At 69.3% G+C, this 22,568-nt stretch carries 23 protein-coding genes and 1 tRNA gene; all 24 read right to left on the reverse strand.

The annotated features are described in order from the left end of the window. Positions 1-64: 64 nt before the first annotated feature. Positions 65-481, reverse strand: coding sequence for a hypothetical protein (locus FJX73_01545; GenBank protein MBM3469468.1), 417 nt, complete (start codon positions 479-481; stop codon positions 65-67). 50 nt (positions 482-531) lie between these two features. Further along, the gene (locus FJX73_01550) at positions 532-912 is read right to left on the reverse strand and encodes a YraN family protein (protein MBM3469469.1); all 381 of its coding nucleotides are present in this window, start codon (positions 910-912) and stop codon (positions 532-534) included. A gap of 10 nt (positions 913-922) precedes the next feature. Further along, positions 923-1,549, reverse strand: a complete 627-nt coding sequence (locus tag FJX73_01555) for a ribonuclease HII (protein MBM3469470.1) — start codon at positions 1,547-1,549, stop codon at positions 923-925. After that, positions 1,546-2,058, reverse strand: a complete 513-nt coding sequence (gene lepB / locus FJX73_01560) for a signal peptidase I (protein MBM3469471.1) — start codon at positions 2,056-2,058, stop codon at positions 1,546-1,548. Before lepB ends, FJX73_01555 begins: the two co-directional genes overlap by 4 nt. Before the next feature lie 157 nt (positions 2,059-2,215). After that, positions 2,216-2,557 (reverse strand): 50S ribosomal protein L19, encoded by a 342-nt coding sequence (locus FJX73_01565; GenBank protein MBM3469472.1) that lies wholly within the window; start codon positions 2,555-2,557, stop codon positions 2,216-2,218. Between the two features lie 74 nt (positions 2,558-2,631). Next, a complete protein-coding gene (gene trmD, locus FJX73_01570) occupies positions 2,632-3,357 on the reverse strand; it encodes a tRNA (guanosine(37)-N1)-methyltransferase TrmD (protein MBM3469473.1) in 726 nt (241 codons plus the stop codon). Further along, complete coding sequence (rimM, locus tag FJX73_01575; GenBank protein ID MBM3469474.1) at positions 3,347-3,916, reverse strand: 16S rRNA processing protein RimM; 570 nt, start codon at positions 3,914-3,916, stop codon at positions 3,347-3,349. Before rimM ends, trmD begins: the two co-directional genes overlap by 11 nt. Continuing rightward, complete coding sequence (locus FJX73_01580; GenBank protein ID MBM3469475.1) at positions 3,885-4,304, reverse strand: hypothetical protein; 420 nt, start codon at positions 4,302-4,304, stop codon at positions 3,885-3,887. The genes rimM and FJX73_01580 overlap by 32 nt, the downstream gene beginning before the upstream one ends. Next, entirely contained in the window at positions 4,301-4,561 is a 261-nt protein-coding gene (locus FJX73_01585) for a KH domain-containing protein (GenBank protein ID MBM3469476.1), read from the reverse strand. Before FJX73_01585 ends, FJX73_01580 begins: the two co-directional genes overlap by 4 nt. Before the next feature lie 18 nt (positions 4,562-4,579). Continuing rightward, positions 4,580-4,855, reverse strand: a complete 276-nt coding sequence (rpsP, locus tag FJX73_01590; GenBank protein MBM3469477.1) for a 30S ribosomal protein S16 — start codon at positions 4,853-4,855, stop codon at positions 4,580-4,582. 30 nt (positions 4,856-4,885) lie between these two features. Continuing rightward, entirely contained in the window at positions 4,886-6,229 is a 1,344-nt protein-coding gene (locus FJX73_01595) for a signal recognition particle protein (GenBank protein MBM3469478.1), read from the reverse strand. Continuing rightward, complete coding sequence (locus FJX73_01600; GenBank protein ID MBM3469479.1) at positions 6,222-7,082, reverse strand: methyltransferase; 861 nt, start codon at positions 7,080-7,082, stop codon at positions 6,222-6,224. Before FJX73_01600 ends, FJX73_01595 begins: the two co-directional genes overlap by 8 nt. Positions 7,083-7,181: 99 nt before the next feature. Continuing rightward, the gene (ftsY, locus tag FJX73_01605) at positions 7,182-8,090 is read right to left on the reverse strand and encodes a signal recognition particle-docking protein FtsY (protein MBM3469480.1); all 909 of its coding nucleotides are present in this window, start codon (positions 8,088-8,090) and stop codon (positions 7,182-7,184) included. 6 nt (positions 8,091-8,096) lie between these two features. Next, on the reverse strand, positions 8,097-11,804 hold the full coding sequence (gene smc, locus FJX73_01610) for a chromosome segregation protein SMC (GenBank protein MBM3469481.1): 3,708 nt from the start codon (positions 11,802-11,804) through the stop codon (positions 8,097-8,099). After that, positions 11,805-13,073 carry a glycosyltransferase family 4 protein gene (locus FJX73_01615; GenBank protein ID MBM3469482.1) on the reverse strand — a complete coding sequence of 423 codons (1,269 nt, stop codon included), beginning with the start codon at positions 13,071-13,073 and terminating at the stop codon, positions 11,805-11,807. It lies immediately after the preceding gene. Positions 13,074-13,171: 98 nt separating this feature from the next. Then, positions 13,172-13,249: transfer RNA gene (locus FJX73_01620), tRNA-Pro, on the reverse strand. A gap of 42 nt (positions 13,250-13,291) precedes the next feature. Continuing rightward, positions 13,292-14,578 (reverse strand): S1 RNA-binding domain-containing protein, encoded by a 1,287-nt coding sequence (locus FJX73_01625; protein ID MBM3469483.1) that lies wholly within the window; start codon positions 14,576-14,578, stop codon positions 13,292-13,294. A gap of 97 nt (positions 14,579-14,675) precedes the next feature. Next, positions 14,676-15,716, reverse strand: coding sequence for a histone deacetylase (locus FJX73_01630; protein MBM3469484.1), 1,041 nt, complete (start codon positions 15,714-15,716; stop codon positions 14,676-14,678). Next, on the reverse strand, positions 15,713-16,363 hold the full coding sequence (gene rpe / locus FJX73_01635) for a ribulose-phosphate 3-epimerase (protein ID MBM3469485.1): 651 nt from the start codon (positions 16,361-16,363) through the stop codon (positions 15,713-15,715). The genes FJX73_01630 and rpe overlap by 4 nt, the downstream gene beginning before the upstream one ends. A 32-nt stretch (positions 16,364-16,395) precedes the next feature. After that, a complete protein-coding gene (locus FJX73_01640; GenBank protein ID MBM3469486.1) occupies positions 16,396-18,423 on the reverse strand; it encodes a PASTA domain-containing protein in 2,028 nt (675 codons plus the stop codon). After that, the gene (gene rlmN / locus FJX73_01645; protein ID MBM3469487.1) at positions 18,420-19,457 is read right to left on the reverse strand and encodes a 23S rRNA (adenine(2503)-C(2))-methyltransferase RlmN; all 1,038 of its coding nucleotides are present in this window, start codon (positions 19,455-19,457) and stop codon (positions 18,420-18,422) included. The genes FJX73_01640 and rlmN overlap by 4 nt, the downstream gene beginning before the upstream one ends. 70 nt (positions 19,458-19,527) lie before the next feature. Then, the gene (gene rsmB / locus FJX73_01650) at positions 19,528-20,904 is read right to left on the reverse strand and encodes a 16S rRNA (cytosine(967)-C(5))-methyltransferase RsmB (GenBank protein ID MBM3469488.1); all 1,377 of its coding nucleotides are present in this window, start codon (positions 20,902-20,904) and stop codon (positions 19,528-19,530) included. Then, positions 20,894-21,577 (reverse strand): zinc metallopeptidase, encoded by a 684-nt coding sequence (locus FJX73_01655; GenBank protein ID MBM3469489.1) that lies wholly within the window; start codon positions 21,575-21,577, stop codon positions 20,894-20,896. Before FJX73_01655 ends, rsmB begins: the two co-directional genes overlap by 11 nt. A gap of 35 nt (positions 21,578-21,612) precedes the next feature. Further along, positions 21,613-22,566 carry a methionyl-tRNA formyltransferase gene (locus FJX73_01660; GenBank protein ID MBM3469490.1) on the reverse strand — a complete coding sequence of 318 codons (954 nt, stop codon included), beginning with the start codon at positions 22,564-22,566 and terminating at the stop codon, positions 21,613-21,615. Positions 22,567-22,568: the final 2 nt, after the last annotated feature.

Below are 22,568 nucleotides of genomic sequence, written 5' to 3' on the forward strand. Positions count from 1 at the left end.
GAGCGTCAACGGCTCCTCCAAGTCGCCGGATACATGCGCAGAAGCTGCGCCCTCTCTTGCTCCGTCAGCGGGAAGAGTTGTGACCGAGTCCGATGGCGTGCCCCAGCTCGTGGGCAACCACGTTGCGGTAGACGTTGGGCAGCGTCATCGGATGTAGGCGGTGGCTCCTGATACCTATCAACACCTTCTCCGGAGACGATGATCTGGCGGAGAATGACACCGGTACTGTTTCCCTAGATTCCACCACGGGTCCGAGCCGGAACGGCGTGCCGATTTCAGCAAATGTGCGGTTCCAGAAATCGACCGCCTCTCTTGCGACCTGCAGTCTCGGATCCTGCTCCGGGGCCACCAGGACAATTGCGGGAACCTTGGTCCAGGCTCCCGGCTGCGCCCAAACGTCGAGCGCGGCCGGTCCGGCCAGGGCGCCCGCGGTCGCGGCCAGTGCCAGAAGTGCCATCACGAACGCCTGTCTCCGAGACACCGGCTAACCTCCTGGGAGCCTGCGTTTCAACCAGGCCGCTGGCGTTCGATTCATTCCAACATCACCTGAAACGCGTCGGGTATGTGCTCGATCTGCACAACCCCTCCATTGGGCGTGGCATGGACGGCGATCACGTCAAACCGTGTCGCGCACCCTTCCAGCCCGTGGGTCAGCAGGTACGCCGACGCGAGCCTCGCCAGGCGGCGCTGCTTGGCAGTGGCGACGGCCTCGCCGGGGTGTCCGAACCCGGCGCCGGTGCGGCTCTTCACCTCAACGAAGACCACAACGCTCCCGGAGCGCGCAACCAGGTCTATCTCGCCGTGGCGGGTGCGCGCATTGCGGGCCAGCAGTTGGTATCCCTGCTGTGCTAGCCAGGCGGCAGCCGCGGCCTCCCCGGCTGCGCCAAGGGTGTAGGAACGTGGAGGCGCCATACTGCAGTTATTATCGGCCAGGCAGGGAAGGAATGCCGGGGGGCAGGAAGGCCCGGCGGTGCGCCGGGGTGGGTCCCCACCGGCGTAACGCTGCCAGGTGCTGCGGGGTGGCGTAGCCCTTGTGCCTGGCAAACCCGTAGCGCGGCTCGTAGAGATCGAGGGCAACCATCAGGCGGTCCCGCGTCACCTTGGCGACCACCGAGGCGGCGGCGATCGAGGCGCAGCGCTGGTCACCTCTGACCAGCGTCACCTGGGGCACGGAGACAGGGGCGCGCACGTTCCCATCCACCAGGACCAGCGCCGGTACCTGCCCGAGCGCCGCGACCGCCCGGCCCCATGCCAGTTTCGTCGCGCCCAGGATGTTCAGCCGGTCAATCTCTACTACATCGGCGATGCCGACCCCAATCAGTGCATCCGAGGCCCGTATCGCGTCGAATACGACTTCACGCATCCGTGGCGTCAGCTGCTTGGAGTCACGCAGGTTGGGAATCGGGCGTTCGCAGGGGAAGATGACCGCGGCCGCAACCACTGGTCCTGCGAGCGGCCCGCGGCCCGCCTCGTCCAGACCGGCCACCGGCGAGATACCCTGCGCCCAGGCCTCGCGCTCTTTTGTGAAGAGCGCTGCGGGCCTGGTCACCGCACAAGACCTATCCTTTCGAGCGGCCAGTAGACAACCATCGCCCGTCCCACCACGTTCTTGACCGGCACGAACCCGAAGAAACGGCTGTCCTCGCTATTGCATCGGTTGTCGCCCAACACGAACACCTTATCGGGTGGCACAACCTCGGGACCGTAGTTGCTGGAGCAGGCCCTGTCGCCCCCGGGCAGCGCGGTCGGGTATAGCTCCCCCAGCGGGCGGCCGTCAATCAGCACCAGCCCCTCCTTCAGTTCTATGCGCTCCCCGGGCAGGCCCACGACACGTTTGACGAAATCCTTGTTTGGATTCAGCGGATACCGGAACACGATCGTGTCCCCGCGCCGGATCTCCGTCAGCCGGTAGGCGAACTTGCCAACCAGGATGCGGTCGCCGATGCGCAGCGTGGGCTCCATGGAGCCCGAGGGGATGAAGAAGGCCTGGACCACGAAGACGATGATGACCAGACTGATCAGCGCCGCGAAGATCGTGGCGTCCAGCGTCTCCACTATGGAGAGGCGCACCGCCGGCGGGATTCGGTAGACGCGGCGGACGATCTGGCGCAGCACGAACAGCCCCAGCGCCAGGGCAAGGATCAGCGTGGGTATGCCAAACGGGATGCGCTCGGCGAGGGCCAGAAAGTCGCGGCTCATGTTGCTGGGACCGGGGCTAGCGCCGTTCCTTGATGCGCGTCTCCTTGCCGACCTTTCCTCTGAGGAAGTACAGCTTGGCGCGCCGCACCTTGCCGCGGCGGACCACGTCAATCTTCTCGACCCGCGGCGAGTGCAGCGGGAAAACGCGCTCCACGCCGATCCCGTGACTGATGCGCCGCACGGTGAACGACTCGTTAGAGCCCGCGCCCCGTCGCGAGATCACGGTGCCCTCGAACGCCTGCACGCGCTCGCGCCCGCCCTCGGTGACGCGGATGTGGACCCGAACGGTATCGCCGGGGGTGAAGGCCGCGACCTTCTTCTTGACCTGACCGGCCTCCACCATCTTGAGCTTGTCCATTACTTTCGCCTCCCTGTCGGCCGACGCATCCTGCGGCGCCGCAGTCACGACTGCTGATTGTAGCACAGAGCGCCCTAGGCGTCATCGTCGCGCAGCAGCGCGAGGTCCTCTTCGCCCAGGGTGTCCCGGCAAAGCAGGTCCGGCCGCCGGGCCAGGGTGCGCCGCAGTTGCTCGCGGCGGCGCCACCGCCGGATCTCCTCGTGGTGCCCGCTCAGCAGCACCTCGGGCACGCGAAGCCCGCGGAAATCGGCCGGACGCGTGTAGTGTGGGTGATCGAGCAGCCCGCCGGCGAACGACTCCGCCACGACCGATGCGGCGTCGCCCACAACGCCGGGGATCAACCGCACCGTGGCATCCACCACGACCATCGCGGCGATCTCGCCGCCGGTCAGCACGTAGTCGCCTATCGAGAGCTCCTCGGCGCCGAGGCCCTCCACCACCCGTTCGTCCACTCCCTCGTACCTGCCGCAGAGCACGATCAGGTGCGGCTCGCGGGAGAGTTCCTCAGCAACACGCTGATCGAACCGGCGGCCCTGCGGGGAAGTCAGCAGGACGCGCGGGCGCGGACCCCCGGGCGGTGTCAGCGCCTCAACCGCCGCGAAGAACGGCTCGGGCTTCATGACCATGCCCGGACCGCCTCCGTACGCCACGTCGTCCACCTGCCGGTGGCGGTCGGACGTGAAGTCGCGCAGGTCCACTACCGAGATCTCCACCAGCCCCCGCGCGCGGGCGCGGCCGAGGATCGAGACCTCCAGCGGAGCCAGGGCCTCTGGAAAGATCGTCACGATGTCAATGCGCACGGTCCGGCTCCTCCATGCCCGGCAGGAGGGCAACGACCATTTCGCCCGAGGCCGGATCAATCCGACGCACTACCTCCCGCGTGGCCGGCAGCAGGATCTCTCCCGCGTCACCCCGGACAACGTAGACATCGTTGGCCGGCGCCCGCATTACCTCTGCAACGGTGCCCAGCAGCCGCCCCTCCTCGGTCCGCACGCGCAAACCGAGAACCTCGAACACGTAGAAGGCGCCTTCCTCCAGAGGTACGGCGGCGTCGCGGGAGACCGCGATCTCCGCGCCGCGCAGTCCCTCGGCTGCCTCCAGGTCGCCGATCCCGTGGATCGTAAGCAGCAGGCCTTCCTTGTGTGGCCGTCTGCCGGTTATCCTCGCTGCCTCCACCCGGCCGGACTGAACCAGGTAGACATCTCCAAGGCGCTCAAACCGCTCCGGGAAATCCGTCTCCAGGCGCACGCTCACCTCGCCGCGCAGCCCGTGCGGCCTCACCACGCGTCCCACCGTGACGAGGTCGCCAGGATCCGGCAGCCCGCGGCTAGCCCTCGCGGATCTCGATGACGATCCCATCCTTGATGACGACCTCGGCTCGCGCCAGTCGCGTGAAGAAGTTGTCGCCGACGTTGAGATCAATCATGCTCTCCAGAGTGCCCTGGGAGAACTCGGATTGGAGCTCGAGCGCCTCGGCCTCCTTTATGCGCGCTGCCAGTTCCATGCGGGCGGCTTCCTGTCTGGACCGCTCCACCTCGAGCTGCTGGCGGATCGCCCGCGACTGCGGGGAGACCTGCCGCTCCAGCTCGGAGCGGCGGATCTGGGTGTCAATCTGCGTGATCACGGCGTCGAGGCGCCGCACGGTATCCTCGAGCTCGCTCAGGTACTGCTTCTTGAAGATCTCTGTGACTATGGCCCTTACGACTACCGGTCGAACCACGGTTATCCCCATGCCGGCCTCCATCATCCCGTGTTGCGATTCTGCACGATCTCCACCATCACGCGCCGGCCATCGGGCAGGGCTGCGGCCCGGGCCAGGGTGCGAATCGCGCCCACGATGCGCCCGCGGCGGCCGATCACCTTGCCCAGATCTCCTACGGCCACTCGGATCTCTATGATCACAAGGCGGTCACGCTCCGTTGCCCGCACACCGACCGCCCCGGGGTCGTCCACCAACCCCCGGACCAGATACTCGACCAACGCCCGCAGATCAGCTCCTGGCATGGCGTTTCAGACCTCTCCCTACGCGCCGCCGGAGCGACCGGCCTCCCAGCGAGGGAGGATGCCGGTCTTCACCAGCAGCACGCGGGCCGCCCCCGAGGGCCGGGCGCCCCGGTCGAGCCACGAGCGCGCCTTCGTCTCGTCAATCTGTATCGTCGAGGGCTCGGTCCTGGGGTTGTAGTGCCCGAGCGCCTCCAGGTACCTGCCGCCCCTCGGGGCCTTTGAGTCGGCCACCACCACGCGGTACGACGGTTGGTGCTTGGCGCCTATTCGCATGAGTCGGATCTTCACGGCCATCGGTCTGCCTCCTTGAGTATGCGTTCCATGCTAGTCCACCGGCCCTCCCCTGGGGAGGAATGGACGCCTCCTGCTGTCCCGGCCGTGCTCGTCCGCGTGCCGCACGAGCCGGCGCACTTGCTCGAACTGCTTCAACAACCGGTTTACTTCCTGCACGGATACGCCGCTCCCCCGCGCGATGCGGCGGCGGCGGCTGCCGTCAATGACCGCCGGTGTGTCGCGCTCCTGCGGCGTCATGGACTGGATCATGGCCTCGACCCGACGCAGCTGCCCTTCGTCCACGGACGCGCCGGCCTCACGGATACGGGCGAAGCCCGGAATCATCTCGAGCAGTTGGTCGAGCGGCCCCATCTGGCGAACCTGGCGCAGTTGCTCCAGGAAGTCGGCGAAGGTGAACTGATGCCGCCGCAGCTTTCGCTCAAGCTCGGCGGCTGCCTCGGCCGAGACGGTCGCCTCCACCCGCTCGATCAGCGTAAGGACATCGCCCATCCCAAGGATGCGGGAGGCCATGCGGTCGGGGTGAAACCGCTCCAGCGCATCGGGCCGCTCTCCCACCCCCACGAACAGGATCGGCCTGCCGACCGTGGCCACGACCGAAAGCGCCGCTCCCCCGCGGGCATCGCCATCGAGTTTCGTGAGCACCACGCCGTCCAGCGGTATGCGCGCGCCGAACTGCTCGGCCATGCGCACCGCGTCCTGCCCGGCCATCGCGTCCAGCACCAGCAACGTCTCGTGCGGCGCCAGCGCCGAGTGCATCGCGGCGAGCTCGGCCATCAGCTCGTCGTCCACGTGCAGCCGGCCCGCCGAGTCCACGATGACCACGTCGTGTCCACCGGCAACGGCCGCCTCCACCGCGGCACGTGCCACGCTCACAGGGTCCTTTTCCCCGTGATGGGCAAACACGGGTACTTCCACCTGGTCTCCCACCACCTCGAGCTGCCGGATCGCGGCAGGCCGCTTCAGGTCCGTGGCCACCAGGAGGGGTGCGCGGCCCCGGCGCCGCAGGTAGCCGGCCAGCTTGCCGGCGGTCGTGGTCTTACCCACGCCGTGTAGACCGATCAGCAGGATGATCGTGGGAGGCGCTGATGCCAGGCGCAGATCGCGCGCCCCTCCTCCCAGGAGACGGATCAGCTCCTGGTGCACGATCTTGACCACCTGCTGGCCAGGGCTCAGGTGCTTCCACACCTCCTGCCCAACCGCCGCCGCGCGGATCGCCTCGACGAAGTCACGGGCGACGCGGAAGTTCACGTCGGCCTCAAGCAGGGCCATCCGCACCTCCCGTAATGCCGCGTCAACGTCCTGGAGGTTCAACACCCCGCGGCCGGCGATCTTGCGGACGATCTCCCCCAATCTTGACTGCAGCGCCTCAAACACCGACGGTTACCTTCTCGTTCGCATCGTGCTCGCGCCGGGCCTCGTAGACGCGATATCCCTCGGCCGCCCGCACCTGGCGTGCCTCGCCGAACCGCCCGGCCACAAGACTTGCCAGCGTCTTGGCTCCCTGTGCTGTGCGCACGACCATGTAGAGCCGGCCACCAGGCCTCAGCACCCGCCACGCCCCTTCAATGAACTGGGTCACGACCCGGCGCCCGGCCCGTATGGGCGGATTGGTGAGCACCAGGTCAACGGAACCGTCCCTGAACGGGGCGGCGCCGTCGCCTACCAGCACGCAGACGTTGGTCAGCCCGTGCGCCGCGGCGTTGGCGTGTGCCAGCCGCGCGGCGCGCCTGTTGAGATCCACCAGCCACGCGCGGCCGCGCGTTGCAAGCGCGGCCGCCACCAGACCGATCGCCCCGTAGCCGCATCCCAGGTCCAGGATGCGATCACCGCGGCGGACCTCCATTGCCTCTATCAGCAGGCGTGTCCCGGCGTCGAAGCGGCGGTGCGCGAAGACACCTGAAACCGACCGGAAGACCCAGGCCCGGCCGCGCAGTTCCACCCTCTGCTCCCGCGTCCTCGGCACCGAACGCGGCACGCTCGTGGAGTAGTGATCCTGCCGCGCCGCGAGCCCCAGAGCCCCTTCCAACCGTTCCATCGCCACCAGCGCCCTGCGCAGGCCGTCGTGGATTGCCTGCCGCGTCACGCTCATCTCCGCGGCGATCTCGCCTAGCGAGAGGTCGTCCTGGTAGTAGCGGCGCAGGAGGTGCTGCTGCTGCGCGGTCAGCAGCGCCCCGTATGCGTCGAACATCCGGTTGGCCCGGTCGCGGTCGGCGAGTGCGCGCTCCATGTGGCTCCACCTGTCAAGGCAAACCCCTTGACAGCCCACCTACGATAGCGCAGGGGCGGGCGCGCCGTCAAGGACTGAGGGGCCTGCGCGTGGAGGGACCTACGCTGCCAGGAGCGCGTCAACAAAGGCGGCGGGATCGAACGGCACGAGATCCTCCAGACCCTCCCCGGTGCCGACGAAGGCGATCGGGACGCCCAGGTCCCGGGTGACGGCCACGGCGATCCCGCCCTTCGCGGTCCCGTCGAGCTTGGCGAGAACGACACCGGTCAGGCCCACCGCCTCGTGGAAGCGGCGCGCCTGGGCCAGGCCGTTCTGGCCCGTGCCGGCGTCCAGAACCAGCAGGCGCTCGACCGGCGATCCGGGCAGCGCGCGTGCCACCACCCGGTCCATCTTCTTGAGCTCCTCCATGAGGTTGACCTTGGTGTGCAGCCGGCCGGCGGTGTCCACGATGAGCACATCCGCACTCCTCGCCATCGCTGCCTGGGCGGCATCGAAGACCACGGCGGCCGGGTCTGCTCCTGCCTTATGCCGGATGACCGGAACACCCACCCTCTCGCCCCACAGTTCGAGCTGCTCGATGGCCGCGGCACGGAAGGTGTCTGCCGCCGCCATCATGACGCGGCGGTCTTCCTGGCGCATCCTGAAGGCAAGCTTGCCGATCGTCGTGGTCTTGCCCGAACCGTTCACGCCCAGAACCAACACCACAGCCGGAGGCGGATCGAGGCGCAACGAACCAGGCGTGCCCAGCAGGTCGCGCAGAACCGTTCCAAGCGCGGCGCGGACCGCCTCGGCGGTGCGGGCCCCAGGTTCGCGGCGCAGCCGCTCCACGACCTCGGCACTCAGAGCAGCGCCCACGTCAGCCTGAATGAGCACCTCCTCCAGGCCGGCGAAGAACGCGTCGTCAAGGGGTGCCAGCAGGAGGGCATCGAGACGCGAGGAGATCGCCTCGCGCGTGCGCCCAAGCGAGGTGCGCAGCCGGGCAATCCAGCCAGGGGTCTCGGACGACACGGCCGCCTACTCGCCCGGAAGGGCGACCGCCTCACGCTGCCGCAAGGGCTCTCGCGCGCCGAGGTCCTCGCGCGGCTCGGGCTCCCCCCCGTTCTGGGACGGCACCAGCCGCAACGAGACCAGCGACGAGGTGCCCAGCTCCTGCATCGTCACGCCGTAGAGCACGTCGGCCGCGGCCATGGTGCCCTTGTTGTGGGTGATGATGAGCACCTGGGTCTGCCGGGCCAGGTCCCGCAGAAGGCCGGTGAAGCGCCGCGTGTTCTCGTCGTCGAGGGCGGCTTCCACCTCGTCGAAGATACAGAAGGGGCTGGGGTGCACCCGCAGAAGCGCGAAGATCAGGGCCAGGGCCACGAGCACCCGCTCCCCTCCGGAGAGCGCGACCAGGGATCGGCGCTTCTTGCCTGGAAGCTGGGCGATCACCTCCAGCCCTGGCTCCGCGCCCAGCTCGTCCTCCACCAGCTCCAGTGAACCCTGTCCTCCGTCGAACAGCTGCTGGAAGAGCCGGCCGAACTCCCGGTCAACCTCCACGAAGGCCTGATCGAACCGCACGCGCAGCGCGGCGTTTATCACGGCGATCGAGTGCCTCAGCGCGTCCGCGGCGGCGCGGACATCCTGGGTGCGGCCGCGTAGTGCCTCCAGGCGCACCGTCAGGGTGGCGTGCTCCTCGATCGCGCGCAGGTTCACGGGCCCCAGTTCGCGCAGCGCGGTCCGCAGTTCGTCCAGCCGCCGCCGTGCCTCATCGCGAGACGCCTCGAGGCGGCGGGAAGCCGCCTCTTCAAGAGTGATGCCGTATTGCTCGTCGAGGCGAGAAGCGGCCGCGGCCAGTTCGGCGTCCGCCTGCGCGCAGCGGAGCTCGGCGCGATGCAGCGCCGCCTCCGAGGCCCGGGCTGCCTCGATAGCGGCGTGGAGTTCCGCTCCTTTGGCCTGAAGGCAGTCGCGCAGCCCTGCCCTCTCGGCGGCCAGGCGCTCCAGCCTGGCCTTCCCTGCGGCCTGTCCGGCGAGGACCGCATCGTGAGCAGCAGCCGCCTCACGCAGGTGTTCCTCTGCGGCACCCAGGTCTGCGGAGATGCGCTCCGCGTCCCGGGCCAGTCCCGCCCGGCGTGCCTCAATCTCATCCACCACGGCGGTACGGTCTCGCAGCCGCCCGCGCAGGGCCTCCAGGTTTCCGTCAACCTGCGCCATGGCGACCTGGCACGCGGCCACCGCCTGCGCCGATGCTTCCCGCGCACCACCCAGCCGCCTTGCCTCCTGTTGGAGTTCTGCCAGGCGGGTCTCCAGATACCCGGTCTCGTCCTCAAGCCGCCGCACGTCGCCTGCGAGGCGGTCCACCTCGGCACGCCTGCCGTGAAGCTCCAGGCCGCGCGACGCCGCCTCCGCGGCCAGCGCGGCCTCGTCCCCGGCCAAACGCGCGGCCTCGGCTTCCAGTTGTGCCAGACGCTGAGCGCGCTCCGTCAGGGCCGTGGCCGCTGCACCGCGGGCGGTCCTATGCGAGGAGAGCGCGGTCTCGGCGGCCGCCGCCTGCTCGGCGGCGGTCAGATACTGCTTCTGGGCCATCTCCCGGCGAGATGAAGCCCTTGCCGCGTCTGCCCGCAACGCGGCGAGCGCCTGGTTGCGTCCCAACGGCATGACGTCACGACCGCGCCGCCCGCGCAGCGACAGCACGCCGTCAGGGGAGAGGAGCGTGCCGTCAAGGGTGACGACCCGGCCAGAGAAGCCGGATCCGAACAGCCCCCAGGCGCAGTCCAGATCGGCTACGATCGCCACGTCGCCCAACAGGGCATCCACAGCAGTACTGATGGACGCGTCGGAGATCACCACCTCGGCCGCGCGTACATGGGCGCTGCCATCCATGACGGGTGCCAGAGGCCGACTGGCGCGGACCGAGTCCAGGGCCAGGATGGCGGCTCCTCCATTCCCCTCTGCCTCAAGAAAGCCGCAGATCACCGGGATCGCTGCCCTGCTGTCCACGACCAGGCAGTGGAGCCTCCTTCCCAGTGCCGCGGCAACGGCGGGCTGGTATTCACCCGGCACCTCTATCAGGTCGGCCACCGCGCCCCGCAGCCCCGGGAACCGGGCGGGATCGGCGCGGGCAGCCAGCAGCACACCGCGTGCGCCCTCCTCGAAGCCCGCGAACTGGGCGTGTGCCTCTTCCATGGAGGCCAGGCGGGATTGGAGCCCGTGCTCTTCCATTTCAGCGGCGCGCAGCCGTTCCGCGGAAGCATCCAGGCAGCGACGGCCCTCATCCGCCGTCCGCGTTGCGGATGCCAGGGCATCCTCCGCGTGTTCGAGCGTCGCTCGCGCCTCACCGCAGGCCTCGCGCGCAGATTCGAGGGCATTCGTAATCCGCGCCGCGGCCTCGCGAAGGTCTTCGACCCTCTTCTCGGCGGCAGCGGCCGACTGGCCCAGCACCTCGGCGCGCGCGGAGAGCGCGGCCAGATCGCTGCGCGCCTGTGCCAGGGTCCGCGCGACGCCCGCTGCTTCTGGGCGGGCAAGGGACAACCACGCCTCCACCTCGTCTGCCGCGGCCTCGGCCTCAGAGAGACCGGCGACCGCGGCCGCCATCTCGCGCTGCTGCACCTCACGCTGGTCCTCCACCGCCGAGGCATCCTGGCGCAGCACCTCTGCGTCTGCCGCCACGCGGGCCTGCTCCTCCAACAGGCGGCCGGCCTCGTCCTTCAGGTGCTGGTGTTGCGCGCGCAGGGCATCGAGCCGCCGCTCCGCCTGCTGAACCTCGGCCGCACGGACCGCGAGCTCCTCGGCCCGGCCAAGGAGCGCCTGTTGGCCCTCCTCCCACTGGGCGGTCAGGGAGGCAACCTGCGCCTCGACCTCTGCCAAGGCGGCCGCCGCGGCGTCCGCCCTCGCAGCCGCGGCTGCGGCCTGTTCCCTTTCAGCGACTTGCTGGGAGGCCAATCGGCGCGCGGTCCCAACCAGGCGGCGCGCCTCGTCCGCGTACAGCGCCAGCTCCAGATCGCGCAGCTCCTCGCTGTGACTGCGGTATTGAGCCGCGGCCTCGGCCTGCGCCGCCAGCACCAGCTGCTGCGCCTCCAGCTCGGAAAGCAGATCGCCGGCACGGTCAAGGTGGGCCTGGACGTGGCCCAGCCGGCGCTCGGCCTCGGTGCGCTGCCGCTTCTGCCTTGCCAGGCCTGCGGCCTCCTCCAGCCACTGCCGGCGCTCGAGTGGTGTGGCGCGCAGGACCGCGTCCACCTCGCCCTGTCCGATCAGCGCGTATGAACGACCACCTAGTCCGGTACCCAGGAACAGCATCTGGATGTCGCGCAGGCGGCAGTCCACACCGTTGATGGCGTACTCTCCTTCGCCTCCCCGCGTCACGGTGCGCGACACGGTAACCTCGTTGAACTCCAGAGGAAGATCGCCGGCGCCGTTTTCCAGGGTGAGCGAGACTTTGGCCAGGCTGTGGGGCCGGCGAGAAGCGGTACCGGCAAAGATGATATCCTCCATCCGGGCGCCCCGCAGCAGCCGGGCGTTGGTCTCGCCCAGGGCCCAACGGATGCTGTCCATGATGTTGCTCTTGCCGCTACCGTTGGGACCCACTATCGCTGTGATTCCGGGATGGAACTCGAGTTCCGTGCGGTCCACGAACGTCTTGAATCCTACGAGCTCCAGCCTCCGAAGCTGCACGCTCCGTCTCCTCCTCGACTCGGACCGCCTGCGCGGCCCGCCCGTTGTCCGACCGCCGCCAGGGGCGGCGAGAATCTAATCGGGTGCTGCGACGACAGGTGTAACCATTGCAGCCTGACGATACAACCCAACCAACCTCTCGGTAAGCGTTTCAATGGCGTAGGCCCGGGCCGCGACCCGACCGGCGGCGGCAAGGCGGCTCCGCAACGCATCGTCGCCCAGGAGCCGGTGAATCGCCACACCCAGCGCCTCGGCGTCCAGGCCGGTCAGGAGTCCGGTCAGCCCGTCGCTGACGACCTCGGACACCCCTCCTGCGCCCACCGCGGCGACCGGCAGGCCGGCCGCCATCGCCTCCACCACGACGAGCCCCTGCGTCTCCGTGGGCGACGAGAAAGCAAACAGGTCAGCGGCCGCGTAGCAGTCGAGGACCCGGTCGTGATCAAGCGGGCCGGTGAAGATCACCTGCCCGGCTATGCCTCGGTCCGCGGCGGCGCGCCGGAGGGCAGCGGCCTCAGGTCCGCCGCCCACCACCAGCAGGCGGGCCGGCGTCCCCTGGGCGGCCATGGCAAAGGCCGCCAGCAGCACGTCGAAGCGCTTCTCTCGCGCCAGGCGACCGACCGTGATGACCAGGGGCACGCCCGCAGGGATCCCGAGCCGGGGCCTGACCCAGAGAGGGTTTAGGCGATCGAACCGGTCCAGGTCGAACCCCGCGGTCGCGAGTACCTCGACCCGAGCGGATACCCCGCGCGCCAACAGCCAGTTCCGCACCGCATGGGAGGGCGCGACAACTAGCGAGCAGCGGTTGCAGTATCTTATCGTGTACCGCGTGACCACCTCACGGGAGAACCGTTGGGACACGATCGGGACGTAGTGCACGTACTCCGAGTACATCGTGTGATGCGTGAAGACCAGCGGCAACCCAAGGCGGCGGGCCGCGAACAGGGCGGCGGTCCCCATGAGGAACGGCGAGTGGGTGTGGATCACGGAGAGACGCCGTGCGCGCAGACCGGCCGTGAAGCGCCGGGCCACCGGGATGGCCAGCGGGAAGTCAGGGATCCCGGGCGCGCGAACCGAAGGAAACCGAACCACGTCGGGGTCGGCGTCCCTGTAGCCCGGATACGCGGGCGCGAAGATCGAGGCCTGATGTCCCTGGCGCCGGAGCTCCGTCACCAGGGCCTCGATGGAGCGCACGACACCGCTGATCCGCGGGAGGTAAGAATCGGAGAACACCCCCACGCGCACGGCGTCGCCCCCGCAGGGCATCCGCTTGATGTTCCACCTCCGCTCGCCACGAGAACGTCGGACGCCCGGGCCGGCCAATACACCTATCGTTCGCGACGTCACACCGTTCTCCTTCGGTCCGATCCGCCTGCCCGCGGCACCGTCAACGCGACGGGGCAGCGCTCGTGCGCCGCCCCGCGCATCCACGTTCCTAGGTTGTCTGGTCGGGGAGGGGGGATTTGAACCCCCGGCCTCAGCGTCCCGAACGCTGCGCGCTAACCAAGCTGCGCCACTCCCCGCTGCGCTCCATTGTAGTGGCGGGAGCGCCGACGGGCAAGTCATCACTCCTTCTGCTCGGACTCCTCCGCGGACTCATCCGGACCGGATTCCTCGACCGCGGGTGCTTCGGGCTCTGCCTGCTCCGCCCTGGCTTCCGCCGCCTGTCGGAGCAGGGCGCCCATGGCGTCACCAACCGCGTCGCCGATGGTGATCCGCCCTTCGTCTTCCTGCGTCCGCATGTAGTCCTTGACGCGCTTGCGCTCGGCCTCTCTGGCCAGACGCCGAAGACTGAGCAGCATCCTGCGCTCCTCGGGCCTGATCTCGGTGATCATGGCCTCGATCACCTGGCCGACCTCAACCACATCCTCCACCTTGCCGACGCGTCGCTCCGCCAGCTCCGCGATCGGGAGGAACGCATCGAGGTCGCGGAGACGCACGAACGCCCCGGACGGCACGATGCGCACGACCTTGCCCTTGGCGACCTCGCCCGCGCGATGCCGCTCGGACACCTCGGCCCAGGGATCGTCCAGGATCTGCTTGAGCCCCAGGGAGATCTTTCCGCTCTCCCGGTCCACCCGCAGCACCTGCACGCGCAGGTGCTGGTTCCGACGGACCACCTCGGAGGGATGCCGGATGTAGGTCCAGGCCATCTCGCTGATCGGCAGCAGGCCGTCCACGCCGCCGAGGTCCACGAACGCGCCGAAGTCGGTGATGCGCTTCACCGTGCCCTCGACGATTGCCCCTTCGACCAGACTGCCCAGGACCTCCTCGCGCTTGGACCTGCGGTCTTCCTCCACAGCCATCCGGTGAGACAGGATGACCCGGCCCTTGCCGCGGTCCACCTCGATCACTCGAAGAGGGATGGACTGGCCCACGAACCACTCAAAGCGCCGGCCCTTTGCCTGGGTAAGGTCCACGTGCGAGCCGGGTACGAACCCGCGCACGCCCAGATCCACCACGAGTCCACCCTTGACCTTGTCAACGACCATCGCGTGGAGGATCGCGCCCGATTCCTTCATCTGGGCGATCCGATCCCAGGTGTGAATGAAGTCGGCCCGCTTCTTGCTGAGGATGATGTTGCCTTCCTCGCCCTCCACCCGCATCACCATGACGTTGATCTGATCGCCCACCGATACCGCGTCCACTTCTTCCCCGCGACGGGTCATCTCTTTTGGCGGAATCAGCCCTTCGGACTTCGCACCCACGTCCACAAGAATGCCCTCGGTATCAATGCGCACGACCGTCCCCTTGACGATCTGCCGCTCCCGGAGTCTTGGTACGGCGTCTCCCAGGTCCAACGCTTCGCTCCCAGGAGTCTGATCGCCGTACACCATGATCTCTTCGCTCATGCCTGCCACGCCCTCTCACGCGAACTCCAGCCCGGGCCATTGATTCGTCCGGGCGTACCGTGCGATCTTCGCCGCGACAGCGGGGTTTCCTCCCACTCTATATCCGCCAGTAGTTCAGCAACTGGCGCCGCGCAGCCCTCAGCCGCGGGCGGATCGCCGCGGACGGGGCTTCTGGCGGCGGCTCCTCGTCTGGGATGCCCCAGGCCGCGCGACCGACCAGCGCCTCCAGCGTCGCCACGCAGGAAGCCCCCAGCGCCGCCAGATCGTAGCCGCCCTCCAGCGTAACGAGCAGTGGCGCCCCGGACGCGCTGGCTGCTTCATCGAGCAGCCGTGCCAGCCGGCCGAACCCCCGGGCGGTCACGACCATGCCTCCCAGCGGATCGGCGAAGTGGGCATCGTACCCTGCCGAGACAACCAGGAAGTCCGGGTTGTAGACCGAGCCGAGCGGCAGCACAACCTCTGTGAAGGCCTCCTCGTATCCGCCGTCTCCTGTATCGGCCGGAAGCGGCAGGTTCACGGTGAACCCCTCTCCAAGATCCTCGCCGACGTCGCCCAGAGCACCGGTACCTGGGTACCAGTATTCCTGGTGCAGAGAGACGAAGAGCACGCCTGGATCGCGCCAGAAGACGGCCTGCGTTCCGTTGCCGTGGTGGACGTCCCAGTCAACGATCATGACGCGCTTCCGGCCCAATCGGCGCGCCGCGGCCGCGGCCACCGCAGCGTTGTTGAACAGGCAGAACCCCATCCCCTGCTCCGGCAGGGCATGGTGACCAGGAGGACGGACCGCAAGGAAGGCGCGGGCGGCCCCTCCGGCGCACAGCACCTCTGCCGCATGCGCCGCGGCGCCGGCCGCATGGGCGGCGGCGACCGCCGAGTCCGCGCTGACGCGGGTATCCTGATCCAGCCACCCGCCCCCGCGTTGCGCCATTGCCTCCAACCCGTCAACGTACGCGGCCGAGTGAACCGAGAGCAGGAGATCCCTCTCAACCGGCGGGAACTCGGAGGTCTCCACCAGATCGGCCAGCCCGCTCTCTCCGATCGCCCGCTGGATCGCCGGGAGGCGCTCCGGTCGCTCGGGGTGTCCTGCGCCGGTAAGGTGCCGGGCACACGCGGGATGGGTGAGGTGGAGCACGCTCACGGTCGGGCGGCTGCCCGCAGGGCGGAGATGGCCGACTCGATCCCCACAGGGGCGCTGAAGATCGCGGAAGCGGCGATAAGAACGTCCGCGCCGGCGGCAACGGCAAGGCCTGCGGTCTGCGGCGATATGCCCCCGTCTATGCCCACCCAGCCGGACCAGCCGGCCAGAAGCGCTCTCAGGCGCCCGATCTTGGGCAGGACGCCCGGCAGGAAGGCCTGCCCGGCGTAGCCCGGGTTGACGCTCATGACGACCACGAAATCCAGGACGTCCCCCAGCTCGGCGCAGGCCTCCGGGGGCGTGCCAGGGTTGAGGGCGATCCCGGCCTGGACGCCGAGGGCCCGGATCTGGGACAGCACGCGGTGTGGGTGCGCGGTCGCCTCAGGATGCACGGCCAGGCAGGAGGCGCCGGCGAGGGCGAACGCCTCCAGGTGGCGCTCGGGCCGGCAGATCATCAGGTGGACGTCCAGCGGCAGGGTGGTGGCGCGGCGCAGCGCCTCAACGATCACGGGGCCCATGGTTATGGGCGGGACGAAGCATCCGTCCATGACGTCCACGTGGATCATGTCGGCGCCGCCCCGCTCGGCAGCGGCCACGGCCTCCGCGAGGTGGACCAGGTCGGCGCTAAGTATGCTCGCCGCGATTCGCACATGCGCCTGGTAGGCCGACGGCCGGGGGGCGGTCACGGCCGGATCTCCTGGACCAGACGGCCGTCCACGTAGACCTGGATGATCGTGTACCCCTGGCTGCGCACGGTCTGATCAACCCGGTCCCCAGGCGAATGTGGGGCCTGATAGGCGGTGCGCACGCCGGTCTCGTCAATGACCACGATCCTGACCTCCTGCAATCCGCCTTCCGGGACGATGACCTGCACTCGTGTGCGCCGTACCAGGCCCGGCGAAACCGCGGGCGAGGGCTGCGGCGACGGCAGGACGCGGGGGCCTGGTGCCGGTGTTGGCGCTGGTGGAACGCGTTGTCCGGGCGTCGGCACAGGCGTGGGCAGAGCGCGGGGTGCCTGCGTCGGAGGCCGCTGGGGTTCCACGATCTGAGGCTCGGCGGTGATGACCGGAGCCCGCGGAGGCGCGCTCTCCTCTCCGGGCCGGGCACTGACGGTTAGTATGATCTGGACCGCCCCCGGGCGCAGGGGCGTCGCGGCCGGCGGCGACTGCTCGAGTACCGTTCCCGGTTCGGCTGCCGTGGTCGCCAGCGTGCGGAGATGCGTGATCACCAGGCCCCGCTCCTCCAGGAGCAGCCTGGCATCTGCCAGCGCACGGCCCACGAGCGACGGCATCTCCACCTGTGGAGGACCGCGACTGATAACCAACAACACCGGCGTGTCCAGGGGCACGCGTGAGCCCGCCGGCGGATCCTGCCTGATTACCGTGCCTGCCTTCGCGATCTCGTCGTGCGCCTCCTGAAGCGTCCCGGCCTGAAGACCCGCCCCTTCCAGTGCAAGTTGCGCCTCCTGAAGCGTCCGCCGCACCAGGTCGGGCACCGTGACAAGCTGTGCTCCCAGGCTGAGCACCACGCCGATGCGCCGTCCCCGCTTGACGCGCTTGCCGGGTGGCTGGTCCTGCGAGAGGACGATGTCCTGCGAGACGGTTGGGCTGTAAGCCCGCTCTGTGACCGCGATCGTCAGGCCCGCCTGCTGCGAGATCAGCTCGGCCTGGGGCAGCGTCCGCCCCACCAGGTCCGGCATCTCGACCTCGGGGACGTTGAGGTAGCCGTTCACCGCCTGCCAGCCGGCCCATGCGCCCAGAGAGACGATGACCAACACGGCGGCGGCGATCCGGAGCGCGGCGCCTCCCGGTCGAGTCGGCGCCACTTCGCCGGGGAGCGCGAACCGGCGGGTGGTGCCCTCGTCGGTCGCGGCCGTCTCTCTCCACAACTCGGTTTTTCCCTCCAGGTCGCCTGCCATCTCGCGGGCCGAGCCGTAGCGGTCCTGGCTTGACTTGGCCATGGCCTTGAGGATGATCCCCTCGAGCCGCAACGGAATGCTGGGCTCGATCGCACGGGGAGCGGGAGGCGGTTCATGCAGGTGCTTGAGCGCTATAGCGATCGGGCTGTCACCGGCAAACGGCAGCCTGCCCGTCAGCATCTCGAAGAGCACCACGCCCAGCGCGTAGATGTCTGACCCGCGGCCGACGGCGGCGCCGCGCGCCTGCTCGGGCGAGAGGTAGTGAACGGTCCCTATCACCGTACCGGGCTGCGTGATCGTGCTGGTGGCCAGGGCCCGGGCGATCCCGAAATCGGCCACCTTCACGCTGCCGTCGGGAGCCAGGAGTATGTTCTGAGGCTTCACGTCGCGGTGGATGATTCCCTGGCGGTGGGCGTAGTCCAGCGCCTCGCAGACCAGCAGGGCTATGCGCTCCGCATCGGCCGGCTCGAGGCGGCCGACCCGTCGGAGGTAGGCCTTCAGGTCCGGGCCGTCCACGTACTCCATAGCGATGAAGTACGTGTCGCCGTCCTGCCCGCTCTCTAGAACGCGAACTATGTTCGGGTGAGCCAGGGCTTCCGCTGCGCGGGCCTCGCGGGCGAATCGCTCGATGAACTCGTGGTCGGCGGCGTACTCCCCACGCAGGATCTTGAGCGCCACAACCGCGCCGTCGTCCAGCCGGCGCGCGCGGCAGACCGTGGACATCCCGCCCTCGGCGATGCGCTCGGCCACCTCGTACCGTCCGGCGATGACGGCGCCGTGGTTTGCGCTCATGCCGGAACCCCCGCGGCCCGGGTTTGGTGGAGCTGCCCGCAGGCGGCCTGGATGTCCACGCCGCGGTCCAGGCGAACCGTGGCGGACGCTCCGCCCCGGCGCACCAACGCCGCGAAGCGGTGCACCGCGTGGGCCGGTGGCCGCGCGTATTGCAGCCCGTAGACCGGGTTCCAGGGAATCACGTTCACGTGCGCGCCACTCCCCGACAGCAACGCCGCCAGGCGGCTTGCATGGTCGTCGTGATCGTTGACGCCGTGCATGAGCACGTACTCGAAGGTAACCCTGCGACCCGTGGTGGCCGCGTAGTCGCGCGTGGCCGCCATCAGCTCGACAAGCGGCCACCGCCGGTTGACCGGCACGAGCTGCGACCGCAGGTCGTCGGAGGGCGCGTGGAGCGACACGGCTAGGGTGAGCTGCAGCCGCTCCTCTGCCAGGCGACGGATCTGCGGCACCAATCCGACCGTCGAGATGGTCATGTGACGCATCCCGATGTGCGGCCCGTACTCCTCGTTCAGGAGGCGCACCGCGCGCAGCGTCGCATCGTAGTTTGCCAGTGGTTCGCCCATGCCCATGAACACGACGTGGGTGATGCGATCGTCGGTCTCGCCGCTGATCAGCAGGACCTGGTCCACTATCTCCCCGGTGGTGAGGTTCCGCACCAACCCGGCCATGCCCGTGGCACAGAAGGTACACCCCATGCCGCACCCCACCTGCGTCGAAACACAGACCGAACGACGGCCGTCGTCGTAGCCCATCAGCACCGTCTCGATCGCCCGGCTATCGGGTAGATCAAGCAGGAACTTGGTGGTGAGACCGTCCGGGGAGTCCGAACGCGCGGCCACGCGCAGACGCGTCAGGGTTGCCCCCTCCCCCAACCGCTGGCGCAGCGCTTGGGGCAGGTCGGTCATCTCGTTGAAGTGGGCCGCGCGTCGCTGGTAGATCCAGCGTGCGATCTGGAGGGCGCGGTAGCGTGGCTCACCCATCGGCGCGAGCGCGCCCTCTATCTCCTTCAGTGTGCAGCCCACGAGTTCGATCGGCACCACCGTTCCACCGGCCGCCGCAACCGGCGGCCTCCTGATTATAGCGTCCTCCTGCCTGTCGCGTTCATCGCCGCCGCAGCCGGGCTATGTAGAAGCCATCGGTGCCGTGCAGGTGGGGCAGGAGATGGACCTCCCCTGCCTCCACGCCGTCTACAAGGCAACCGCCTGCCGACCGGGGAAAGGTGCCGGCGAACGGGGCAAACCCAAACGACGGGTGCTCTGAGAGGAATCCCCTGACCACGTCTGGGCCTTCCTCCGGCTCGTTGCTGCACACGCTGTACACGAGCGTGCCGCCGGGCCGGACCGCACCGGATACCCCGCGCAGGATTGCCTGCTGCACCTCGGCGCATCGGGCCGGCGACCGCTCATCAAGGCGCCACTTGATCTCTGGGCGGCGCCGGACGGTGCCCAACCCTGAGCAGGGCGCGTCCACCAGCACGGCGTCTGCCGCTTCGAGCCACCGCACTCCAATCTCATGCGCATCCAGGTTGTGAACCTCGACGCAGGTCGCGCCGAAAGCGGCCGCCCGTCGCGCCAGCGCCCGGGCCTTGCCCGGATGAACGTCCACGGCCAGCACGCGGCCGCGATTCGCCATCAGGGCCGCCAGGTGCAGCGACTTGCCACCGGGCGCGGCGCACGCGTCAATGACCGTGGAGCCGGACACCGCCACATCTGCGAGGGCATGGACCACGAGCATGGCACCCTCGTCCTGCGGGGCACACAACCCCTGGTCGTACAGCGGCAGGCGGCCGACGAGCGAACCATGGACGCGCATCGCCTCGGGCACGATCCCGGGGCCGGCATCCAGGCCCGCCGCACGGAGCAGACCCAACAGATCGTCCCGCGTTGTCCGCAGGGTGTTCACCCGGAGGGTCGCCGGCACCGGGCGCGCGTTGGCCGCCAGCAGCGCCTGCGCCTCTTCCATCCCCCACCGGGCCACCCAGCGGCTCACCAGCCAGCCGGGATGCGAGTGCACCACGGAGAGGTGCCCTACCGGGTCCGATCCGGCGTCCGGGGGTGGTGCCGGGCCTTCGGCGGCGAGGCGGCGCAGCACCGCGTTCACCAGCCCCGCGGTCCCGGCGTGTCCATGCCTGCGGGCCAGTGCCACGGCCTCGGACACGGCGGCAGGCGCGGGCACGCGATCGAGCTCCATGACCTCGAAGGCGCCCATGCGCAGGGCCGTCCGAATCGCGGCCGGCAGCGTGTCCAGGGGTCGCGCCAGCAAGGCGGCCAGCGCGTGATCGAGCCGCGTGCGGTGGCGCAGTACCCCCAGCACGATCGTCGTGGTCAGCGCCCGATCGGCATCGGACAATGACGAGCGGGCCAGGGTCCGAAAGAGCAGGGCGCCGACAAATGCTTCGGCCGCCTCCGCGCGGTACAGCACGGCGAAGGCGGCCTCGCGCGCGGGCGTCGCCGCCGGGACTGCCGGCCTACTCGTCACGCATGTTGCGCAGCAGAACCAGGCGCACGAGCTGCATTACCGCCATGGCTGCGGCGGCCACATATGTCAGCGCGGCCGCGTTCAGCACGGCGCGGGCTCCGTCGGCCTCGCGGGGCATCACCAGGCCCTCTCCCTGCAGCACGGCCACGGCGCGGCGGCTGGCATCAAACTCCACCGGTAGTGTGACCAGGGCGAACGCGATGTAGCCCAGGAACAGCAGGACGCCCAGGTCCATCAATGGGCGACTGCTCGTGAACATGCCGATCATGAAGAGTATCCACGCCGCGTTCGAGCCGATGCTCGCCACGGGCACGATCGCGGATCGCAGGGCCAGCGGTGCGTACTTCTCGTGATGCTGGAGCGCGTGGCCGCACTCGTGCGCTGCCACGCCAACGGCCGCGACCGAGTCGCTCCCGTACACCTCAGGGGAAAGTCGCAGCGTCTGGGTCCTGGGGTCGTAGTGGTCGGCCAGCATGCCCTCCACCGGCTCGATCTTCACGTGCCGCAGCCCGCGGCGCCGCAGCAGCTCCGCCGCCACCTCGGCACCGGTGCGACCGCCCGCGGTGCGCACCTGGCTGAACCGCCCGAAGGTGCTCCGAACCTTGAACTGAGCGTACGCCGCGAGCACCAGGGCGGGTATGAGGATCAGGAACGTGCCGTCACCGAAGAACATCTGCTTCCCCCCGTTGGATCTTGTCCTTCATTCTATCACAGGCCTCCTTGTGCTACTGTCTCGCCTAGCCGGTCGCCCTTGGCCACGCGGTGACCGCGCGCAAAGGCGGCCGCGGACATGCGCCGGCCTCCCTCGGGCTGAACCTCGACTAGCGCCACGGCACCCTCGCCCGCGGCGACCGTGATCCCGGCTTCGCCTGCTTCCAGCACCTGCCCCGGCAGGCCCTGTCCATCCATCACCTTGGCCCGCCAGATCTTGAGGACGCCGCCGCGCCAGGTCGTGTGAGCGCACGGCCAGGGGTTCATCGCTCGCACCAGGTTGATCAAAGTCTGGGCCGGGCGCGCCCACTGGATCGCGCCGTCGGCCTTCGAGAGCTTCCCCGCATAGGTCGCGCGCGTGTGGTCCTGCGTCCGGCGCTGCGCCTCGCCCCGGGCGATCTGGCCTGCGGACTCGAGGAGAAGAGCGGCTCCCTCCTCGGCCAGTCGCGCCTCGAGTTCGCCTGCGGTCTCCTCGGGCCCGATCTCGACCCGGCGCTGGAGGATGATGTCGCCGGCATCGAGATCCTCGGACAGGTGCATTACCGTGACGCCGGTGGCGGCAGCGCCGTCGGCTATCGCCCGCTGGATCGGCGAGGCACCCCGGTACTCCGGGAGTAGCGACGGGTGGAGGTTTATGCAGCCCATCGGCGGGAGCGCAAGCACTGCGCCGGGCACGAGCCGACCATACGCCACGGTAACCAAGAGGTCCGGCCGCAGTGCCGACAGATCTGCCAGCGCCTCCGCCGACCTCAGGCTTTCGGGCTGAAGCAGCGCAAGCCCCATCTCACGCGCCGCCACGGCCACCGGAGGCGGCGCCTGAACAAGACCTCGGCCCGAGGGACGGTCGGGCTGGGTCACGACGCCGACTACGACTGCGGCTTGGGCGAGCGCGCGCAGCGAGGGGAGCGCGAACGCGGGGGTGCCCAGGAACACCACCCGGAGGGAGTCCAGCC

The organism is Armatimonadota bacterium (assembly GCA_016869025.1).
Classification (GTDB): domain Bacteria; phylum Sysuimicrobiota; class Sysuimicrobiia; order Sysuimicrobiales; family Humicultoraceae; genus VGFA01.

What these genes read in the sequence shown, in the direction of transcription:
- FJX73_01600 (MBM3469479.1), bottom strand. Translation starts at nt 7,082, where the DNA reads ATGGAGCGCGCACTCGCCGACCGCGACCGGGCCAACCGGATGTTCGAC.
- rimM (MBM3469474.1), bottom strand. Translation starts at nt 3,916, where the DNA reads ATGGGATCGTCATCGAGATCCGCGAGGGCTAGCCGCGGGCTGCCGGAT.
- FJX73_01625 (MBM3469483.1), bottom strand. Translation starts at nt 14,578, where the DNA reads ATGAGCGAAGAGATCATGGTGTACGGCGATCAGACTCCTGGGAGCGAA.
- rpsP (MBM3469477.1), bottom strand. Translation starts at nt 4,855, where the DNA reads ATGGCCGTGAAGATCCGACTCATGCGAATAGGCGCCAAGCACCAACCG.
- FJX73_01640 (MBM3469486.1), bottom strand. Translation starts at nt 18,423, where the DNA reads ATGAGCGCAAACCACGGCGCCGTCATCGCCGGACGGTACGAGGTGGCC.
- FJX73_01655 (MBM3469489.1), bottom strand. Translation starts at nt 21,577, where the DNA reads ATGTTCTTCGGTGACGGCACGTTCCTGATCCTCATACCCGCCCTGGTG.
- FJX73_01580 (MBM3469475.1), bottom strand. Translation starts at nt 4,304, where the DNA reads ATGATGGAGGCCGGCATGGGGATAACCGTGGTTCGACCGGTAGTCGTA.
- FJX73_01585 (MBM3469476.1), bottom strand. Translation starts at nt 4,561, where the DNA reads ATGCCAGGAGCTGATCTGCGGGCGTTGGTCGAGTATCTGGTCCGGGGG.
- FJX73_01565 (MBM3469472.1), bottom strand. Translation starts at nt 2,557, where the DNA reads ATGGACAAGCTCAAGATGGTGGAGGCCGGTCAGGTCAAGAAGAAGGTC.
- FJX73_01550 (MBM3469469.1), bottom strand. Translation starts at nt 912, where the DNA reads ATGGCGCCTCCACGTTCCTACACCCTTGGCGCAGCCGGGGAGGCCGCG.